Source organism: Rhizobium sp. SYY.PMSO (assembly GCF_046840415.1).
GTDB lineage: Bacteria > Pseudomonadota > Alphaproteobacteria > Rhizobiales > Rhizobiaceae > Rhizobium.
In genome coordinates this window covers 1,322,452-1,341,679 of the sequence record NZ_CP177351.1, presented here as the reverse complement: position 1 = coordinate 1,341,679, position 19,228 = coordinate 1,322,452, and the positions used below count along the sequence as shown (strand labels likewise).

The following is a 19,228-nucleotide window of genomic DNA, read 5'->3' as shown; positions in this document are numbered from 1 at the left end:
GGAGGGGTCTCCTGCAGAGGCCCCTTCTTCCCCGCCCGTTATCATCGAATATGCTCCGGGCTTGCCGAAACGCCTTTCTGATTTGCACGCCGTTCCAAGGCGTATGCGTGCAGCCTGGCGTGCCCTCTATCACATAGCCCGTATATCTCGCCGTCTCGTCAGCATGATAACGCATCGCATTGGACGGCAGACAGGCCTGCCGGCCATACGGTATGAACAGCTATGTAGCGGATATCCCTGTTACCGTCCGGATGAGGTCGGGGAATTCTGAACCGCCATTTTATGTGCGTACCGCATCGAGAACGGCCTGGATCAGTCGGTTGGATCGCACATTCCGCGGTCGCAGCAAGCCGATTTCACGGATGGGAGCGTTCTTGAGAGGCAGCCGGGCAATCCGCAGGTTGTCGAAAAGCGAGGAATGCCAGTCGGGCATCAGCGATACGCCCAGCCCCGCTTCCACCATGACCGCGATCGCTTCCAGCGAGTCCAGCTCGAGCCATTCGCGCGGCAGGATGCGGAGCGACTGGAGATAGGTGTCCGCCAGCCGTCCGCCCCAGTTGCTTCTGTCGTAGCGGATGAACGGCTGCTCGCGAAGCAATTGCTCGGCCGGCGTTTTAGCGAGTTCCGGCGGCGCCAGCAAAACGAACGGCTCCGAGCGGATCAGGTCCCATTGCAATGTCTTCGGTATGGCGAAAGGCGGCTTGACGAGGATTGCGGCATCGATCTTCTCTTCGAGAAGGCCGTTGTAGAGTTCCGCCGATGTACCCGGCAGCAGGAAGATGTCTGCGCCCGGAATGGTGTCGAAGACCCGGCGCAGGCCGACGGGCAGCAGCCCCGTCAATGCCGTCGAAATGGCCCCGAGGCGCAGCTCGCCGAATGCCTGGTCGTCATGCGCCAGACTTTTCAGCTCCCTGACCTCCGAAAGGACTCGCCTGCTTTTCTCCACAATGGCCAGCCCCGCCTCGGTGGGCCTCACCCGCCTTCCGGATCGGGCGAGAAGAGGCAGGCCGATTTCATCCTCCAGTGCCTGAATGCGCTGCGCGATGCCGGCCGGCGTCACGCCCAGTCGTCGCGACGCCTCCGCCAGCGAGCCATGTTGGACGACGATGAGAAAAGTTTCGAGAAAGCGCGTCTCCATAATTATGTTTCCTATCGTCTGAAAGAACAAAAAGGAAGGTTTTCTTCTGTTTGCGACCGGTCATAGTAGGCTGGAACCATTGGAGGAAGAGTTGGATCTTCAGTTGAGCAACAAGACGGCACTTGTGTTCGGGGCTGGCGGCGGCCTTGGCGGTGCAATCGCGAAATCGCTGGCGGGCGAGGGCGTTTCCGTCGTCGTCGCGGACATAAACGAAGAGAGCGCGAAAGTGACCGCAGATGCCATCGCGGCCGCGGGCGGCAAGGCGCTTGCGCTGGCATGGGATATCGCCGACCTGTCGCTGATCGGCGCGAGGCTTGCCGACATCGGAAGGGCGTTCGGACCGGTCGACATTCTGGTCAACAATACCGGCGGACCGCCGCCGACGCCGGCTGCGGGACAATCGCCGGAAGACTGGTCGAAATATTTCGACTTGATGGTCAGGTCCGTCATCGCCGTCACGGATGCCGTTCTGCCGTCCATGCGCGAGCGCAAGTGGGGCCGCATCATCACGTCGGCCTCGTCGGGCGTCGTCGCGCCGATCGCCAACCTCGGAATATCCAACAGCCTGCGCCTCGCGCTGGTGGGCTGGTCGAAGACCCTGGCGCGCGAAATCGGCCGCGACGGCATCACGGCAAACGTCGTCCTGCCGGGCCGTATTGCGACGCGGCGCATCGTCTTTCTCGACGAGCAGAAGGCCAAGCGCGAGAACAGGCCGGTGGCGGATGTCACCGCCGAGAGCACCGGCTCCATCCCGGTCGGGCGCTATGGCGATCCGAAGGAGTATGGCGACACGGTCGCTTTTCTCGCCAGCCCTCGCGCATCCTATATCACCGGTTCCATCATCCGCATCGATGGCGGCCTGATCGGCAGCATCTGAAAGAAAGCGAGATCTTCATGTCACTCGATCCCCGCACGGTTGAAATATTGCAGGGCATTTCAACGGCGACATTGACGACGGTTCTCTTGAAGAAAGGACTGCGCAACGTCTGGATGCGCGGCACAAAGCCGTTGAAGCCAGGGCAGGGGCGTGTCGTCGGCAAGGCCTTCACCTTGCGGTTCATTCCTGCCCGCGAAGATCTTGCCACGCCCGCCAGCTGGGCTTCGCCGATCTCGACCCGCGCCGCCATCGAAGCAATGCCCGAGGGCTGCATCGCGGTGGCGGATGCGATGGGGACCGTCGACGCCGGTATCTTCGGCGATATCCTCTGTGCCAGAATGGCCAAGCGCAATGTCGCCGCTCTCGTGACCGACGGTGTGATGCGCGATGCCGAGGGCGTTCTCGCAAGCGGCATGAAGGTGTGGTGCAACGGCGTGGCGGCGCCGCCTTCGGTCGCCGGCCTGACGTTCGTTGGCTGGCAGGAGCCGATCAATTGCGGCGGCGTCGCCGTTTTCCCGGATGATATCGTCGTGGTCGACGAAGATGGGGCGGTCCTCATTCCGGCGGCCTTTCTTGAACACGTCCTCGCCGAGGCTCCGGAACAGGAGCGCATGGAAGCGTGGATCATGCGTGAGGTCGATCGAGGCGTGCCGCTTCCGGGGCTTTATCCGATGAATGCAGAAACGAAGGCCAGATATCAGGCCTGGAAGGACAGCCAGCAATGACGTTCAGCACCGAATCCAAAGGCGTCTATGCGATCGCGACAACGCCGTTCTTCGAGGACGGCTCGATCGACTTCAATTCCATCGACAGGCTGACGGACTTTTACGAGGAAAGCGGCTGCACCGGCGTTACCATCCTGGGCATCATGGGAGAGGCGCCGAAGATGGAACCGGAAGAGAGCCGGGCCATCGTCAAGCGGGTCGTCTCTCGCTCCAGGATTCCCGTCATCGTCGGCGTCTCTGCGCCGGGTTTTGCGGGGATGCGCTCTCTGGCGCGGGACTCGATGGACATGGGTGCGGCAGGCGTCATGATCGCGCCGCCGCCCGCGCTGCGGACGGACGATCAGATCGTCAATTATTTCGGCGGCGCCGTCGAGGCCGTCGGCGAGGACGTGCCGTGGGTGCTCCAGGACTATCCTCTCACCTTGACGGTGGTCATGGCGCCTGGCGTGATCGCGAGGATCATGACCAACCACAAATCATGCCGGATGCTGAAGCACGAAGACTGGCCGGGTCTGGAGAAGATTTCGGCCCTGCGGGCAATGCAGAAAGCCGGCACGCTGCGCAACTTCTCGATCCTGTGCGGCAATGGCGGTCTCTTTCTCGATTTCGAGCCGGAGCGCGGCGCCGATGGGGCCATGACGGGCTATGGCTTCCCGGACATGCTCACCGAATTGATGGCATTGTCCGCCGCCGGCAAAAGGGACGAGGCGCACGACCTGTTCGATGCCCATTTGCCGCTGATCCGCTACGAGCAGCAGCTCGGAATCGGTCTTGCCGTCCGCAAGCATGTGCTCAAGCGGCGCGGCGTGATCGCCACGGACGCCCAGCGTAAGCCGGCGCAGATGCTCACGCCCACGGCGAGAGCCGAAGTCGACTATCTGCTGGCCCGCGTCGGCAGGCGCGACGAGCGCGCGGCGCTTTAACCGAAGGAAGGCCGGCAAGGAGAGCGTGCATTCCGCCGCGAACGGTCACGCGAACTTATGAAATGCGAGACCGTTCCAGCCGCATCAAGCGGCCGGTCCGGCAGCTGGCGTTACAAACGCCCCACCGTCAGATAATTGCCTTCCTTCAGCAACGTCGCCTGCGGTCCTTCCACGACCGGTCGCGAAGAGGGTGCGATGCGGAAGCCGTTCTTTCCCCCCGATTTCACCTCGTAGAGGACATGATCCGCCTTCGCGAAAATGTCCTTGGGCGACTGGCCGGGGACGATGATCGCAGCTCCGACGGATGTCGCGATGCGAATGTTCCTCGTTGGCGTTGCGATCGTCCAATGCATGCCCTTCACCACGCGGGCGGCAATCTTTGCGAGATCTTCGGGCGATGAGCATGGGTGGATCACGGCAAATTCGTCGCCGCCGATACGGGCGACCATGTTGGCTTCGGGGACGGCCCGCGAGAGCCTGCGGCCGGCAACCTTTAGGCAATCGTCGCCGGCCTGATGTCCAAGCGTATCGTTGACGGACTTGAAGCCGTCGAGGTCCGCCAGGAGCAGGGCCTTAGTTCCGTGACTGCCGGTTCCGCATATCTCGCTGAAGAAGGTTTCGAACCTCGTGCGCGAGGTGAGCCCTGTGAGGATATCGCGTTCCGCCAGATGGCGAAGCTGCTCCATCATTGTCTTCTCGGCGGTGATATCCTGCTTGACCCCGAATATTCTCGCGGCGTTTCCGCCGGTAAACTCCACGCAGGCGGTTATTCTGATCCACCGGTTGTTGCCTTTTGCCGTCACGATCTGTGCATCCAGGGCGAAGCCCTCGCCTGTGCGGATTGCCCTGTCGCGGACCTCGCTAAGCTGCCTGCGGGCTTCCGGCGTGTAGAGCTTGATGATTTCGTCGCGCGCCAGCGGCGTCTGCGGGGCGAGATCGAAGAACTCGTAGACCATATCCGTCCATTTCAGCGTTTGATCCGGCAGGCTGCATTCCCATACGCCGATCCGAGCCGCCTTGAACGAGCGATCGAACAATTCCCGCAGATGCATGAATTCCTGTGAGCCGACCGCGTGAGGCTGCGGTATTTCATTTGCATTGCAAGGCATAAGACGCCCTCGCCAACTGAACGAAGATGGTTTGCCGATCTCATAGCGACGTCCCGGATTACCATCGAGGACAGAGGCTTGCACATATTGCTTGCGTTCGGGTTTCCAAAAATACCGACAGCCTAAATTTTTTCCAATGAAGATTCGAGTTCGCGGGCACGGCCGGGCTATGTCTTCGCGGAACGGCAAAGCGAGGCGTCCGCCTGCAGCGACGGCGCTCCCGCCAATTTCGGGCCGGAACACATCGCCGCTCCGCCCAAAGATCGGATTCCCGCAACCACCCGGGGAAACCGGGTTGCATCCAAGTGATACAGCCGCGCTTCCGCATTCAACGGATTTCTGCGGTGCATCTTCGGATCGCGCCACCGTGGTTGCCCGGCGCGGGATGGCGCACGCGGCCGGCAGAGGCCCATCAGCGCTTCCTGGAGAGCTGAACGCGCGCGGATGCGGGCTGCTCTTGCGCCTCGACGGCATGACGCAGCTGAAAGCCCGTTTTCGGGTATATGACGAAAACATCCGATATTGGATCGGGCAGCGGCACGCCCTAGATCAAAGCCTGAAGAGGCATCGGCCGTCTCCCCGCGCCTCCCGGGGATGGGAAGGACATGCAATGATCTATGATGCCGTTATTGTCGGCTCCGGCTTTTCCGCCATCGCCACGGTTTGCAACCTTGTGGAACTGCTTCCCGAATCCGCATCCATCGCCGTCATCGGTGACGACCCGGGATTCGGGCGCGGCACCGCCTATCGCACGGAGTTGTATCTGCATCGCCTGAATGTACCGGCCGGTCGCATGAGCCTGTTTCCGGATCGCCCGACCGCCTTCGTCGACTGGCTGCGGGCGCACAGGCGGCCTTTGGATGCCGGGGATTTCGCCTCGAGGCAAGATTACGGTCTCTATATCCGCGACAGCCTGGCTGCTCTGCTGCGAAACAGGAAATCGCGTTGCCGGGTCGATTTCATCAAGGCGAAGGCGACCGGTTGTGTGGAGCGATACGGCGGCGCGCTCGGCTTTCTGCTGGACAATGGCAACGAGATCGCGGGGCGAAGCATCGTGCTTTGCCTTGGTGTCGGAAACGCCACCTTGCCGGTCGACCTGTCGCGATTGTCCGCCGCTGCACGCGCGCATGTTATCGAAAACCCTTGGCGACTGTCCTGGCTCAGACGCGTCCGGGCGAGCGACAGCGTTTGCATCCTCGGATCGGGCCTGACCATGATCGATCAGGCGCTGGCTTTGTTTGCCCACGGATTTACGGGAAAAGTGACCGTATTGTCACGGCGGGGCCTCGTTCCGCTTGCCCACGTCAGTCACCCGAAGCCGGCGATGGAGATCGATGTCGATGCGTTGCCCGGGCGGATGAGCGAACTCCTTCACGTCCTGCGTCGCGAGAGCGTGCGCGGCGGCGACTGGCGCCGGATCATGGACGGTCTACGCCCGCAGACGCAAGCTCTCTGGCGCGGGTTGCCGGACGCCGAGCGCCGGCGCTTTCTGCGGCATGCCTTGCCCTGGTGGAATATTCACCGCCATCGCGTGGCGCCGGATGTGTTTCGCCGGTTCGAAGGCATGCTTCGGAGCGGGCAGATTTCGGTCCGTGCCGGCTATCTGCTGGATGTGGAGGAAGCGGACACCCTGACATTGCACTACCGGCCGCGGGGACGGAAGTCCGTCGCGTCAATTGAGGCGAATTGGGTGGTGAATTGCACCGGCATGGAGCGGGCAGGCATCGCACACTCGCCCTTGCTGCGGGAAATGCGACGCCAAGGCTTGATCGAAGCCGACCCGCTCGGCCTTGGCATCGTTGTCGATGCCCGGTCGCGCATCCCACGCTCGGAGGGCAACGATACGGTCATCTACGCCGTCGGCGCACTCACTGCCGGCCAGTTCTGGGAGATCACCGCAGTCCCGGATATCCGCATGCAGGCAAGGAATGTCGCCCAGGCCATCGCTGAGCGGGCCTGATCTCCGGCCCATCGGCGATTTCAGGAAAGTCTGCCGCCGGTGCACGTTCATATGCGTTCGCACTGTCAGCCCGTCGGTTCACGCCAGTTTGGGGGTCAGCATCTCGAACCTGTCGCGGATCGTCGAACAGGTATCGCCGCCGAGCCGTGCAATGGAGTCGATGATGTTCGGATCGACATGCAAGCCTTCATCCACGGCGCCTTCATGATAATGCGCAAAGACGATCTCGCCCATGATGATCTGGCGCGACTTGCCCAGCTCCAGCGTGATATGCCGGCGGCATTCGAACGCAGCCGGGGCTTCCTTTATCCAGGGTGAAGCAACCATCCGACCGGGTGAGGCGGTCAGCCCGGCTTCCCTCATCTCGTCGACGCCCCTTGGGTATTTCGCGCCGCAGATATGCATCGCCTCGGCTATGGCATGCGAGACGATGTTGACCGTGAAGACCTCGGTCATCCGGATATTGTGACCTGTATCCTTGAAGGACATGTCCGGCTTGTTTTCGACGCCGATCGCGACGATCGGCGGATCGGCGGACAGGCAATTGAAGAAGCTGAAAGGAGCCGCGTTGTATCGGCCATGCTCATCCACGGTTGTCACCAGGGCGATCGGCCGTGGAATGATCGTGCCGATCATCAGCTTGTACCGCTCATGTGCGGTAAGCCGGGTGAAATCGAAGGCAGTCCTGTCGCTCGAGGCGCTACGGCTTTCATGCATATGGGAAACGCTGTTGCTCATTTTACACCAAAAACCGCTTCATCGCCGCTCAGGGATTCAAATCCCCCCGCAGTCAATACGCACGGCATGCTGGCGCCGACGCAGCCGACGCCGTCCTCATAGAGACAAGGGGTGACGTGGAAGCACATGCCTTCCTCGAGAATGGCATCGAAATCGCGGCGGATCGCCATGACGTCGTCCTCGCCCCAGCCGGGCGGGAACGAGCCGCCGATGCTGTAGGCCGGGCGCGTGACCATCCATTCGGCAAAGCCACGGCGTTCGATGACGCCTTCGAACAGGCGGGCGGCTTCGTGCGCCGTCATCCCGGGGCGAACATGGGCGAAGCCTTCGTCGAGGGCCTCCTTGCACACATCGAACATGCGCCGAACCCGGTCGGACGGCGCTCCGATCGAGTAGAAGCGGAAGATCGGCGTGTGATAGTCGAAGACGGATGCGGCAGGCTCGATATTGACCAGTTCCCCGCGCGCAATGGGTGCCCCGCACCAGGTAACATGGGCGCGAGCCGTGCGCGGGCCTGCGCAGACATTCGCCATCTTCGCCGGCCGATGGCTGCCGTTGGCGAGCATGCTGCCGGTAACGACCGCTGCAAGCTGGGTATCGGTCATTCCCTCGTGCAACGCCTCGAACCCATCGCGGCACGACTGCGCCGCAATCCGGCCTGCCCGCCGCAGAAGCTCGATTTCCGCGGGGCTCTTGACGCGGCGCAGCCGTTCGACAAGCCCGGAGGCGTTGAGGATCGCCGGGTCCTTCGGTCCAACGAAGCCGCGCAGAGCCGTCTGCACGGTGCCGTATTCGACCGCAATCACGGCTTTGCCGGGGACGAAATCGGCGAGCGTGCGGTCGAGGACGGTCGAATAATCCTGGCCGTCCGGCACGCCGATACCTTCATCCGCCCAGATCTTGCCCTTGAGGGCCCTGATGTTGCTGAGCTCCGTCAGGCGCATCACCCAGATCGCCTTGCCGTCTGCCCGAACGATCAGGGAGGTTGCGCCATGGGCAAGCGATCCGAACCCGGTCAGGTAGTACATATTCTCGGTCGAGTTCAGCACGCAGGCATCGATGCCATGTTCGGCCATGAGCGTTCGCAGGGCATCCCTGCGTGCCAGGTACTCGCTGGGTTGGAAAGGCAAGCGGTCGAAGTCGGTCGGCATGTTTCTGCTCGCTGTTGGATGGTCAATCTGATGGGGGGCCGCTGTGAGGCCGGCAGTCCTGGACGTCGCCTCAATCGCTTTTCTTGGCGTTCCAGAACACGGGAACATCCTGCGTCGTCAGCACGCCGGAAAGCTTGTTCGAATACGCCACGAACGTATTCCACTGGCCGAGCGGGATGTGATGCCCGGTTTCGAAGGCGCGTTTGGAATATTCCGCCGCGACGGCCTTCTGGGCGTCGATCCCGTCGGCAAGGGCCCATTTCAGACGCAGGTCCTCAAGCGTCTTGTCGCAGGGCCAGCCGAAAATGCCCTTCTCGCAGGCGGCGGAGAAGGTGATGCTCCAGACCGGGTTGGCGACGACCTGTCCGCCGACATAGGAATGAAGCAGGTTCCAGCCGCCCTTATCCGTCGGCTCGGTGGAGTTCCGGCGTTTCAGCACGGTCGCCCAGTCCATGGCCTGCACGTCGACCGTCAGGCCGATGTCGCGCATGGCCTGCACCGTCACCACCGTTTCCGGATGCACGATGCTCTCGTCGGTCGGGTCGAGGATCACGATCGGTTTGGAAAAGTCCCAGCCGGCCTCCTTGAAAAGCGCCTTGGCCTTCTCGGGATCGGGCGCCTTGAGGGCATCGAGCCCGGCCTCGGTTTCCATCGGGCTGCCGCATATGAAGAAGGAGGCGCAGGTCTTGTAGTAATCCGGATTGCCGTTGACCGCCTGGAGGTAGGCCTGCTGGTTGGTCAGGTAGAACATCGCCTGCCGGGCTTTCGGATTGTCGAAGGGCGGCTGCGTGTGGTTGAAGAAAAGCGTGCCCTGCGTGCCGGTCTCGTTGATGACCTGGGTTTTCAGGTTGCCGGCCGCCTCGATGATCGGAAGAAGGTCCAGCGAAGGGTTCTGCCAAAAATCGATTTCGCCGCTCATCAGGGCCGACAGGGCCGTCTGCTGATCCTTGATGATATCCCATTCGACCCGGTCGAACTGTGCGACCTTGCCGCCGGCCAGGCCGCTGGCCGGCTCCGGCCGCGGAACATAGTCGGCGAATTTCTCGTAAACGATCTTGCTGCCGGGAATCCACTGGGCCTTGTCGAACTTGTAGGGACCGGAGCCGATATATTCGGTGATTTCCTTGTAGGGATCGGTTTCGGCGATGCGCTTCGGCATCATGAAGGGGACGTTCGACGCCACCTTGCTGAGAGATTCCAGGACGATGCCGTAGGGCTCCTTGAATTCCAGCTCGAAGGTCTTGTCGTCGATGACGCGCATCTCCTTCAGTTCGCGCGCCATCAATTGTCCCGCGGCATCGCGCGCCTGCCAGCGCTTCAGCGAGGCCACGCAGTCCTCGGCCTTGACCGGCTGGCCGTCATGCCATTTCAGTCCGTCGCGCAGGGTGAAGCGATACGTTTTCTTGTCCGCCGAAAGCTGCATGTCCTGGACCATTTCCGGCTGCGGCTTGAAGTGTTCATCGAGCGCGTAGAGCGTGTCGTAAATCATGAAGCCGTGCATCTTCACGATATCGGCCGTCGACCCCATGGGATCGAGCACTTGCAGGTCGGCGCTCGGAACGATCCGCAGGGTGCTTTCGGCCCAGGCGGCGCCGGCGCCGAGGCCTGACAGCAGGAATGCCGAGGCAAGCAAGGTTCTGCATGTGGCCTTAATCGAATTGATCATTGTCATTCCCCTTTTTGTTCAGGTCGTTTTTTCACGCCAGGAGCTTTTGTTCCGTCCTGCCGGGTATCGCCGCGAGAAGTTCGCGCGTGTATCGATGGGCCGGAGCGGCAAAAATGGAGGACACGGTTCCCTGTTCGACGATTTCGCCGCGATGCATGACGATCAGCCGATCGCAGATCTGCGCCGCCACGCGCAAATCGTGGGTGATGAAAAGGATCGCCAGGTCGAAGCGCTTCTGGATGTCGTCGATCAGGCGCAGGACCTGCGCCTGGACCGAGACGTCGAGCGCCGACACCGCCTCGTCCGCCACAAGGATGTCGGGCTCCATCGCCAGGGCTCGCGCGATCGAAATACGCTGCCGCTGGCCGCCGGAGAACTGATGCGGAAAGCGATCCACCGCATGCGGCTCCAGCCCGACGAGTTGCATGAGCTCGCGTGCGCGCTCCAGCGCTTCGGCCTGGCTTCGCCCGAAGTTCATCGGACCCTCGATGATCGACTGGCCGACAGTGCGCCGCGGATTGAGCGACCTGTAGGGGTCCTGAAAGATCATCTGCATGCGTTGACGCAGCGTACGGCCGCCCGGGGCCTGCGGCAATTCCACGTCGCCGGACGAAGGCTCGATCAATTGCATGATGCACCGTGCAAGCGTCGATTTTCCGGAGCCGGATTCGCCGATAATGCCGAGCGTCTCCCCGCGCCGAACGGAAAGGGAGGCCCCCTGGAGGGCATGGACGGTTCGGGATTTGCGAAACAGGCTGCCGCTTCGATATGTCTTTGTCAGCGACTCGGCCTTGAGAGCGACGTCGCCGGTTATGACATGCCCGTTTCGCTTCGGCTCCAGCGTGGGAACAGAGGCGATCAGCATGCGCGTGTAGTCGGAGGCCGGCGTATCGAGCACCTGACTGACGGCGCCCTGCTCGATCATCTTGCCGGCTCTCATGACGACCACCCGGTCCGCGATTTCGCGGACGACGCCGATGTCGTGCGTGATGAACAGCACGCCCATGCCGCGCTTGCGCTGAAGGTCGCGAATTTGTGCCAGAATTTGCGCCTGCGTCGTTACGTCGAGTGCTGTCGTCGGTTCGTCCGCGATCAGCAATTTCGGTTGCAGGATCAGCGCGGCTGCGATGAGAACGCGTTGCCGCTGGCCGCCGGAGAGCTGATGCGGGAAGGCGTGATACAGGCTTTCCGGCTCCGGCAGGCGAACTTCCGCCATGGCGGCCACGACCTTGTCGAAGCGTTCCCTGGACGATAGCGACAGATGGGTCCTCAGAACCTCGTCGATTTGCTTGCCAACGCTCTGAACGGGATTGAGCGCCGTCATCGGCTCCTGAAAGATCATTCCGATGCTGCGCCCGCGCAGATCCCGCATCTCGGCCGGCGTTGCCCTGGTGATGTCCCTGCCTTCGAACAGGATACGTCCGGCAGGCTTCGGGAAGACCTTCGGCAACAGCCCCATGATGGATTGTGCCGTCACCGATTTTCCAGACCCCGACTCTCCAACGACGCAGACGATTTCGCCGGCGGCGACCGAGAAGGAGACGTGATCTACGGCAAGGCCGCGATCGCCGCTGCCGGGGAGGGAAATGGCGAGGTTTTCGACCTCGACGACAGGTGGGGTCGTTTTCATCGAAATTCCCTCACATCCGTTTTGCGATCCGGGGATCGAGCGTATCGCGCAGCCCATCCCCGAGCAGGTTGATGCCAAGCACCGTGAGAGCCAGGAAGAGGCTCGGCAGAAAGACCAGGCGGGGAGCAACCTGGAAGAACGTGCGGCCTTCGGAAATCATGTTGCCCCAGCTCGGAATTTCCGGCGGCAATCCCGTCCCGAGGAAACTCAGCCCCGCCTCGATCAGGATGGCGGAGGCGCAGATGTAGGTGCCGAGCACCATCAAAGGCGCGTATGCGCTGGGCAGGATATGGCGCAGGAGGATCTTCGAGGTCGGCGTGCCGACGGAGATGGCCGCCTCGATGAACGGTTCCTCGCGCACGGTCAGCACGACGCTGCGCACCAGCCGGACGACGCGCGGGATTTCGGGGATCGTCAGCGCGGCGACGACGCTTGCGATGCCGGCGTGGGTCAGCGAGACGAGCGCGATGGCCAGCAGGAAAGTGGGAATTGCCATCAGGCCATCCATGATGCGCATCACCACGGCATCCACCCAGCGGAAGTAACCCGTCACCAGCCCGAGCGTGACGCCGGCAGTCAGCGCGACCGTTGCGACGCAGAGCCCGATGAGGATCGAGCTGCGCGCACCGTAGATCGCACGGCTGTAGACATCGCGCCCGAACAGGTCCGTTCCGAACCAGGCAAGCGCGGAGGGCGGCTTCAGGCGCATGCCCGGTGCGATACGCGTGGGATCGACGGTTCCGAGAAGCGGAGCAAGGATTGCGATGACGACGATGGTCGCAACGAGCAATCCGCCGATGAGGATGGAGGGATGGAGCAAAGGCGCAGGAAGCCGGCGCTTTGCGGAAACCGGGGCGAGGGGGGACGAAGCGGGGCTGTTCATCAGTAGCGTACTCGCGGGTCGAGGAAGGCGTAGCCGATGTCGATCGCCAGGTTGACGAGGACGTATACGCCGGAGAATACGAGGATGACGCCCTGGATGACGGGGTAATCACGCTTCAATATGGCGTCCACGACGAGGCGCCCGATACCGGGAATGTTGAAGACAGTCTCGATCACCACCACGCCGCTGATCAGCAGCGCAACGCCGATGCCGATGACGGTCAGGATCGGTATGGCGGAGTTGCGCAGGGCGTGCCGTGTCACCACGATGCGCTCCTTCACGCCCTTGGCCCGCGCGGTCCGGATGAAATCCTCGCCCATCATTTCAAGAACGCTTGCCCGCGTGATGCGTGCGATCAGCACGAGATAGGCAAGCCCCAGCGTCATGGTGGGCAGCGCGATATTGGACAGGAAAGGAAGGATGCCCTGGCGAATGCTGGTGAATCCCTGCACCGGCAGCACATGCAGCTGCAGCGAGAAGACATAGATGAGGCAGTAGCCGAGCACGAAGACCGGGATCGAAAACCCGAGGACGGAGATGAGCATCAACGCCCGATCCAGCCAGCTTCCTGCGGTGGCGCCGGCAATCGTGCCGAGAGGAACCGCAATCAGGATCGAAAAGACGATCGTTGTCAGCGTCAGGGAGGCGGTCGGCTCCAGGCGCTGCAGAATGAGATCGGCGACGGGAATGTTCGAGAAGATCGACATGCCCAGATCGCCACGCAAAAGCGAGCCGGCCCAGAGGATGAACTGGGTCAGCAGCGGCTGGTCCAATCCGAGCGTCGTGCGGATTCTGTCGATCGTCGCGGCGTCGGCATTGTCGCCCGCGATGACGACGGCAGGATCGCCCGGGCTTAGCCTCAACAGCAGGAAAACCACGATCGAGACGATCAGGATCACCGGGACCAGACTGAGGATTCGCTTGGCGATGAACGATAGCATGCAATAGTTCCCGCATTTTTCATTTATTATTGTATGCAATTTTTGCCATCTTACGCATGCAATCAATCTTTCGTAAAGAGCCATTCGTCGCTCCGGCGAAAATAATCCGACCGGGAGCTGGACAATTTCTCAGGGCTTGGGAGAGCAAAAAAAGGCTGGACACACACAATAGTCGTATGCAATTCGAGGAGAAACCTAGAGGTGGGAGACCGGGAATGGCAAAGAAAGCAAGCGATGCGGGCGGTGGCCGCTCCCAGGCTGTGCATCGCGCTTTGAAGCGGGCCATCATTGATCAGGCCCTGACGCCAGGATCGAAATTGCCGGAAGATTCGATCGGCGAGCGAATGGGTGTCAGCCGGACGCTCGTCCGCGAGGCGCTGGTTCGCTTGAGCCAGGAAGGCTTGGTCGAACTGCGGCCCAACAAGGGAGCGGTGGTTGCCCGGCCCAGCCTGGAAGAGGGGCGCGATCTGTTCCTGACGCGCATGGCGTTGGAGCGGCTGGTGGTGGAAACCCTTTCGGGCAACTTGACTCCGGATCAGATCGACGCGCTTTCGGCCCACATAGAGGCGGAGAACGCCTCCAGAGCGCAGCACGCCACGTCGATCCGCCTGGCAGGCGAATTCCACACGCTTCTCGCCCAGATGACGAATAATTCCAGCCTCATCCGCTATGTGAACGAACTGGTTGCCCGCAGTTCGCTGATACTTGCGCTTTACGGGCGGCCGCATTCGTCCGAATGCGCGGTGTCGGAGCATCGGGACCTGCTGGACAGGTTGATTGCCGGCGATACTGCCGAGGCAGTCGCTCTCATGTCCCATCATCTCGATTCCATAACCATTCGCGCCGTTCTTCCCAAGGAAGACGACATCAGGGATGTACTGTCCGCCTATGCCTCGGCGGAAGGCCTGGGTTAGACAATCGGGTCTTTCCTTATAAAAACCGCCACGGGGCGCTCGCTTTCGATCTGCCGCCACCGGCTGCGAGGAATGCACGGCGCCGACGTCCGCAGAGGCTTGTCTCCATGCATGGGGCATGGACGACGAGGCGCCGGCCTCCGGCGATATGCGCTGAGAGCGGTAGCGCTTTATTCCCTTAATCCTGTCCTCCCGATCCAACGCGCGCAAGACTTCCGCTCCTGCCCCAATCGGCATGAACGGCCTTCAAATCAGCGCGGCGAGATAATGGTGCTCTACGTGTTCAAGGAATGTCGGAGCTGCTGCAGATGTCCTCTGGCTCATACGAACTGCATGTAAATTTAATCGCCGTGAGATTTCAAAAATGGCCGGAGACGCCGGTTCCACGTTCGCCTAGCATCGAGGCGCAAGGGCCTGGTCGAACGTGATCGGTTTGACTTGCTGCGATAAAGAAAGCGGTTTGGTGAAGAATGGTGATAGTATTCCGATGTCGGTCCGACATGTTTTCGGCCGTTGCCCGCACTGGCGAGCCGGCCGGATTGGGGGGTACAATGATTAGAGAGACCGCGACCGGTGACGCTCACTCCATCGTCCGGCGGGAGCGCCACGGCGATTGGATCCTTTCCATAGTGAGCGAGACGGTGGCCGACCGCCCGCGGCAGCGCTGCACGATCTCCCATGTGCAGTTCGGTCTAGAGACGCGCAAACCTATCCTGTCGATCGAACTGTATCCCGAAAAAAGAGGCTTGAGGGGGACGCTGGTCCTCCCGGCCGGCCTGCGTCGGGAAAACGGCGTGGTGCTGGAAGGAGACGAGGCTGCCTCCGGACTGGCGCAGCCGTTCAGAGCAGAGTTTCCGCTCGGTTGCGCCGTCGATCTTGATCTCGATGCAGCCGTGATCGCCAGCTTGAGGCGGGACCGCAACCTGCATGTAAGGGCCACCGCCGATAATACGGGCCGGGAGGTGATCTTCACCATCCCGCTCAATGGATTTTCCGCCACTCTGAGGCGGGCATTTTCCATCGCCGATCCGAGCGTCGGGACGCGCGCCCGCCGATCGAGCCGGATCGCTCATTACGGCAATTCCATGAAAAGTTGAACCGTTCCGGGGATGCCGCCAAGGTGGCGGGCGCTTTCCCGGTATTGCTCCAGCTCGGCAATTACCAGCGCGTGCGCTCGGACAAACAGATGGAAGCCTGAGGTACTTTCAGGCCAGGAAAGGCATTCCCGTTCAGGCCGAGCCACGAAGCATGATTTCGCCGTTCAACAGGATAGTCGAAGGACCGGCTGCCGTCATGTTCTGATCGTCCTGATCGATCATGCGGAACAGAAGGTCCATGGCTCCCTGGGCAATCTGCCTGTAATCCTGCGCGACGGTCGTGATGGGCGGGCAGGCGTAACGCGACAACGGATGATCGTCATGGCCGGCGATTCGCAGCTCGCCTTGGCCGGTTTGGCCAACTTTTATGCCGGCGTGATAGGCCGCCGCAATCGCGCCGAAGGCAATTCGGTCGTTCGCGCACAGGATGGTGTTGGTCGGAAAGCCGCCGCTTTCGATAAACCTCACTGCCTGCTCGAAGCCGAAGCGTTCGAAATCCCAGGTGCCGCCGCTGGAAATGGGCAGAACGACAGGCTCCTTGTTCAATTGCCGCATGGCGTCGGCATAGGCTTGCTCTCTCGTTCTGGCATTGGTGTTGACGAGGGGCATGCCGAGATAGCAGGGAGGCTCGCCGGATCGGCACAGATATTCCACCATCAGCTTGAAGCTCTGGCGATTGTCCGTGCCCACGAATGGCGAGCTGTCATCCAGGGGGGAATCGACATAGATGAGCGGAATGGATTGCCCCAGTGCATGCAGGGTTTCCTGCTGCGACTTGACGCCGAGCGCTGCGATGACGGCGCCGGCGACGTTCATCGAGCGCAGGGTTTCGATCGCGCGGGCCTCCAGCGCCGCGTCGCCGTCCGACGACAGGACGAATGCAAGATAGCCGGAGCCGTTCGCGATGACTTCGATGCGGCGCGTCAGCGCCATGTAGAACGGGTCGGTGGTGTCGGGAACGATGATGCCGAGAATGTTGCTGCGGCGGCGATTGAGGTTCACGGCGAAGATATTGGGCCTGAAGCCGCTATCTTTCAAAGCGGCTTCGATAATGTCGCGCGTTTTCTTCCGTACGGATGCGGGGTCGTTGAAGTACTTCGATACCGTTGGTCTGGACAGCCCGACAAACTCGGAAAAGTCCTCCATGGTCTTGATGGGCTTTTCTGACAACCCTTGTTCCACCTTGCAGTTATCGATCTTGATCTTAGGTGCTTCTTACGGCCCCCTGTTCGGTGCCTGTTCGAAAACTTACCGGCACGCTTCGAAATAATCTTCCAAAACGAGGTCTATCGCGTCAAGGGCGAGCGCTTCGGCGCGCGGAGCAATTTTACCTTGGCGAACCGATTGATAGCTTGGCCGCAGATACTGGCTGATCAGCGTTTCGGGAATGTCGATGCCTTCCAGCAGGGCAAAAAGCGACGTCACGGCCGCCGCGATTTCAGGATGCGGCCAGTAGTAGCGGATGCGGTCGCTGTAGCTGAAATGACGCTGGATATGCCGTTCCGACTCCGAGCCGTGGTAGTATTTTTCCCAGTTGCCGGGATCGGCGGTCAAAACGCGTTCGATGACGGCGACGAGCGTTTCCTGCCGCTTGCCGGGGAACAGAAACTCGGCGATCCGGTCCAGGCCGTAATAGGCTTCCCGAAGCGCAAAGGTGAGGCCCGGACCGACCTTCAAAATTGCGAAGCCGTCCAGCACCAGTTGCCGAAGCGCTTCGCGGCTTTGATAGTCGGTGGAATGGGCCTCGAACACCAGGCCCGGCAAATCCGAAAGCGCCGCACTCAGGGCCGCTGCCTTCTGCGGGATATAGGCGATCACGTTCTCGTTGCCGAACTCGACGCCGGGCTGGACGACCGCGCCGATGACGCGGGAAAACGCCTCTTTCACTCCCGCCGCTTCGAAGGCCCGGCGGTGAACGGCAATCGTTTCAAGGGCTGCCTCCGGCTTCGTTACTTCCAGAACGTCCAGCTCCTCCATCGCGCCGCCCGGAATGGGAACTTCGGTGCCGACAATATAGACGGGTTTCACGCCCGGCTTTCCCTGCAGCGCCTTCTCCGCCACGGCCGCAAGACGGGCCGCACGCTCCGCCGTCAGGGCATCTGGAAGTGCGACCGGCTCGCCTGCGCAGCCCATGCTCGTATCGAGATGCAGTTTGGTGAAGCCCGCCTCGGCATAGGCCTTGATCATCTCGCAGGCCTTCGCCATCGCGTCGTCGGCCGGCAGCGTCTTCCAGGGATTCGGGCCGAGATGGTCGCCGCCAAGGATCAGCCGATCCAGCGGAAAGCCTGTCTTTGCGGCTATCGTCTCGACAAAGCTTTTGAAGTCGGCGGGCGTCATTCCGGTGTAGCCGCCGTCCTGATTTACCTGGTTGCAGGTGGCTTCCACGAGCAGATGGCAACCTTTGCGCCCGGCGTGCAGCATTGCCGCTTCGATAACGGTCGGATGCGCCGAGCAGATCGAGGGAATGCCTTTGATGCTCGCGCGCTCGCGCCAGGTCGAGATGTCGGAGAGATAGCTCGTCTGCATGTCAGGCAATTCCTTGTGTTTCTATAAGGGAACGAAGCTCGGCTTCCGTCGAGGCGCCTTCCATGGGGCCGGCTTTCGTGACCGCCCGCGCGCCCGATGCATTGGCATAGCGCAGGGCAACGGCCGGGCTTGCCCCTCTCAGCCAGAAGGTGACGAAGGTGGCGCCGAAGCAGTCGCCGGCACCCGTCGGATCGACTTCCTCCACTTCGAAGCCCGGAAGATGCAGATGCAGCCCGGCATCGTGATAGGTGGCACCTGCGGCGCCGCGCTTGATGACGATGGCTTTGATGCCGCGAGCCAGCAGGTCGGCGACGGCCTCCGTCTCGGTCTGGGCCGTCGTAAACAGGAAGAGTTCTTCCCCGCTCGGCAGGAACAGGTCCGTTTTCGACAGCACCGTCCGCAGCGCTTCCCGCATGCCGGGCGTATCGAGAATTTCGGCGCGCAGGTTAGGGTCGAAGGAGACGGTTCCGCCGTTCGCCTTGATCCGCTCGACTGCCGTCAGCACGCTCTCGACCACGCTTGGAGAATAGAGCGCGGTGCCCATGACGTGCATATGGCTGCAACCGTCGACGAGCGCCAGCGTCTTCTCCGATAGCGTGATCGTGCCGCAGGCGCTGTGGCGAATGTTGAAGACGAAGGCACGGCTGCCGTCTTCGCGATAGCGCACGAAGGCGCTGCCGGTCGTGCCCTGAGGAACGACTTCGATGCCGGAAATATCGACGCCGTCCTCTTGCAGCCGATTGGTGTTCACCCAGCCGAAATCATCGTCGCCGACGCGCGAGATGATGGCGCACGGCTGACCGAGCTTGCCGACCTGATCGATGAAGATGGCGGGCGCGCCGGACGGGAAGGGACCGATGAGCGGCACCGGCTCGCGGAAGCCGTTTCCGCGATCGGTGGCAACGATTTCGACCAGGATTTCGCCGATGGTAAGGACTTTGGACATGGTG

At 61.7% G+C, this 19,228-nt stretch carries 17 protein-coding genes; 6 read left to right on the top strand and 11 right to left on the bottom strand.

Annotation, left to right across the window (positions count from 1 at the left end; genetic code table 11):
• Window positions 1-280: 280 nt before the first annotated feature.
• Window positions 281-1,138, bottom strand: a complete 858-nt coding sequence (locus ACJJVH_RS32880; RefSeq protein ID WP_113435430.1) for a LysR family transcriptional regulator — start codon at window positions 1,136-1,138, stop codon at window positions 281-283.
• Window positions 1,139-1,229: 91 nt separating this feature from the next.
• Here ACJJVH_RS32880 and ACJJVH_RS32875 point away from each other — a divergent pair, with 91 nt between their 5' ends.
• The 3 genes from ACJJVH_RS32875 to ACJJVH_RS32865 are packed head-to-tail and all read left to right on the top strand — an operon-like array spanning window position 1,230 to window position 3,663.
• Window positions 1,230-2,015: an SDR family oxidoreductase gene (locus ACJJVH_RS32875; protein ID WP_412066534.1), complete on the top strand. Its 786-nt coding sequence runs from the start codon at window positions 1,230-1,232 to the stop codon at window positions 2,013-2,015.
• Between the two features lie 17 nt (window positions 2,016-2,032).
• Complete coding sequence (locus ACJJVH_RS32870; RefSeq protein ID WP_113502012.1) at window positions 2,033-2,740, top strand: ribonuclease activity regulator RraA; 708 nt, start codon at window positions 2,033-2,035, stop codon at window positions 2,738-2,740.
• Window positions 2,737-3,663, top strand: coding sequence for a dihydrodipicolinate synthase family protein (locus ACJJVH_RS32865; protein WP_113360016.1), 927 nt, complete (start codon window positions 2,737-2,739; stop codon window positions 3,661-3,663). The genes ACJJVH_RS32870 and ACJJVH_RS32865 overlap by 4 nt, the downstream gene beginning before the upstream one ends.
• Before the next feature lie 110 nt (window positions 3,664-3,773).
• On the opposite strand, the gene ACJJVH_RS32860 is transcribed toward ACJJVH_RS32865, so the two are convergent.
• Window positions 3,774-4,715, bottom strand: coding sequence for a GGDEF domain-containing protein (locus ACJJVH_RS32860; RefSeq protein WP_113502068.1), 942 nt, complete (start codon window positions 4,713-4,715; stop codon window positions 3,774-3,776).
• Between the two features lie 667 nt (window positions 4,716-5,382).
• On the opposite strand from ACJJVH_RS32860, the gene ACJJVH_RS32855 reads away from it, so the two are divergent.
• On the top strand, window positions 5,383-6,732 hold the full coding sequence (locus ACJJVH_RS32855; RefSeq protein ID WP_113435428.1) for an FAD/NAD(P)-binding protein: 1,350 nt from the start codon (window positions 5,383-5,385) through the stop codon (window positions 6,730-6,732).
• A gap of 78 nt (window positions 6,733-6,810) precedes the next feature.
• On the opposite strand, the gene ACJJVH_RS32850 is transcribed toward ACJJVH_RS32855, so the two are convergent.
• From ACJJVH_RS32850 to ACJJVH_RS32825, 6 genes are all read right to left on the bottom strand, one after another.
• Window positions 6,811-7,470, bottom strand: a complete 660-nt coding sequence (locus ACJJVH_RS32850) for a flavin reductase family protein (RefSeq protein ID WP_412066533.1) — start codon at window positions 7,468-7,470, stop codon at window positions 6,811-6,813.
• A complete protein-coding gene (locus ACJJVH_RS32845; RefSeq protein ID WP_412066532.1) occupies window positions 7,467-8,621 on the bottom strand; it encodes a M24 family metallopeptidase in 1,155 nt (384 codons plus the stop codon). Before ACJJVH_RS32845 ends, ACJJVH_RS32850 begins: the two co-directional genes overlap by 4 nt.
• Before the next feature lie 70 nt (window positions 8,622-8,691).
• The gene (locus tag ACJJVH_RS32840) at window positions 8,692-10,287 is read right to left on the bottom strand and encodes an ABC transporter substrate-binding protein (RefSeq protein ID WP_412066531.1); all 1,596 of its coding nucleotides are present in this window, start codon (window positions 10,285-10,287) and stop codon (window positions 8,692-8,694) included.
• Window positions 10,288-10,318: 31 nt separating this feature from the next.
• On the bottom strand, window positions 10,319-11,917 hold the full coding sequence (locus tag ACJJVH_RS32835) for an ABC transporter ATP-binding protein (RefSeq protein WP_113423482.1): 1,599 nt from the start codon (window positions 11,915-11,917) through the stop codon (window positions 10,319-10,321).
• A 10-nt stretch (window positions 11,918-11,927) separates the two neighbouring features.
• The gene (locus ACJJVH_RS32830; RefSeq protein WP_412066530.1) at window positions 11,928-12,800 is read right to left on the bottom strand and encodes an ABC transporter permease; all 873 of its coding nucleotides are present in this window, start codon (window positions 12,798-12,800) and stop codon (window positions 11,928-11,930) included.
• A complete protein-coding gene (locus ACJJVH_RS32825) occupies window positions 12,800-13,741 on the bottom strand; it encodes an ABC transporter permease (protein ID WP_112794738.1) in 942 nt (313 codons plus the stop codon). The genes ACJJVH_RS32830 and ACJJVH_RS32825 overlap by 1 nt, the downstream gene beginning before the upstream one ends.
• A gap of 215 nt (window positions 13,742-13,956) precedes the next feature.
• On the opposite strand from ACJJVH_RS32825, the gene ACJJVH_RS32820 reads away from it, so the two are divergent.
• Window positions 13,957-14,655, top strand: coding sequence for a GntR family transcriptional regulator (locus ACJJVH_RS32820; RefSeq protein WP_112794739.1), 699 nt, complete (start codon window positions 13,957-13,959; stop codon window positions 14,653-14,655).
• Between the two features lie 551 nt (window positions 14,656-15,206).
• Window positions 15,207-15,752: an invasion associated locus B family protein gene (locus tag ACJJVH_RS32815; protein ID WP_162760967.1), complete on the top strand. Its 546-nt coding sequence runs from the start codon at window positions 15,207-15,209 to the stop codon at window positions 15,750-15,752.
• A gap of 132 nt (window positions 15,753-15,884) precedes the next feature.
• Here the strand turns inward: ACJJVH_RS32815 and ACJJVH_RS32810 are convergent, their stop codons facing one another.
• The 3 genes from ACJJVH_RS32810 to ACJJVH_RS32800 form a co-directional block, all read right to left on the bottom strand.
• Window positions 15,885-16,898 carry a LacI family DNA-binding transcriptional regulator gene (locus tag ACJJVH_RS32810; protein WP_112794939.1) on the bottom strand — a complete coding sequence of 338 codons (1,014 nt, stop codon included), beginning with the start codon at window positions 16,896-16,898 and terminating at the stop codon, window positions 15,885-15,887.
• A 102-nt stretch (window positions 16,899-17,000) separates the two neighbouring features.
• Window positions 17,001-18,278, bottom strand: coding sequence for a D-tagatose-bisphosphate aldolase, class II, non-catalytic subunit (locus ACJJVH_RS32805; RefSeq protein WP_412066529.1), 1,278 nt, complete (start codon window positions 18,276-18,278; stop codon window positions 17,001-17,003).
• 1 nt (window position 18,279) lies between these two features.
• Complete coding sequence (locus tag ACJJVH_RS32800; RefSeq protein ID WP_112794742.1) at window positions 18,280-19,224, bottom strand: sugar kinase; 945 nt, start codon at window positions 19,222-19,224, stop codon at window positions 18,280-18,282.
• Window positions 19,225-19,228 lie beyond the last annotated feature (4 nt).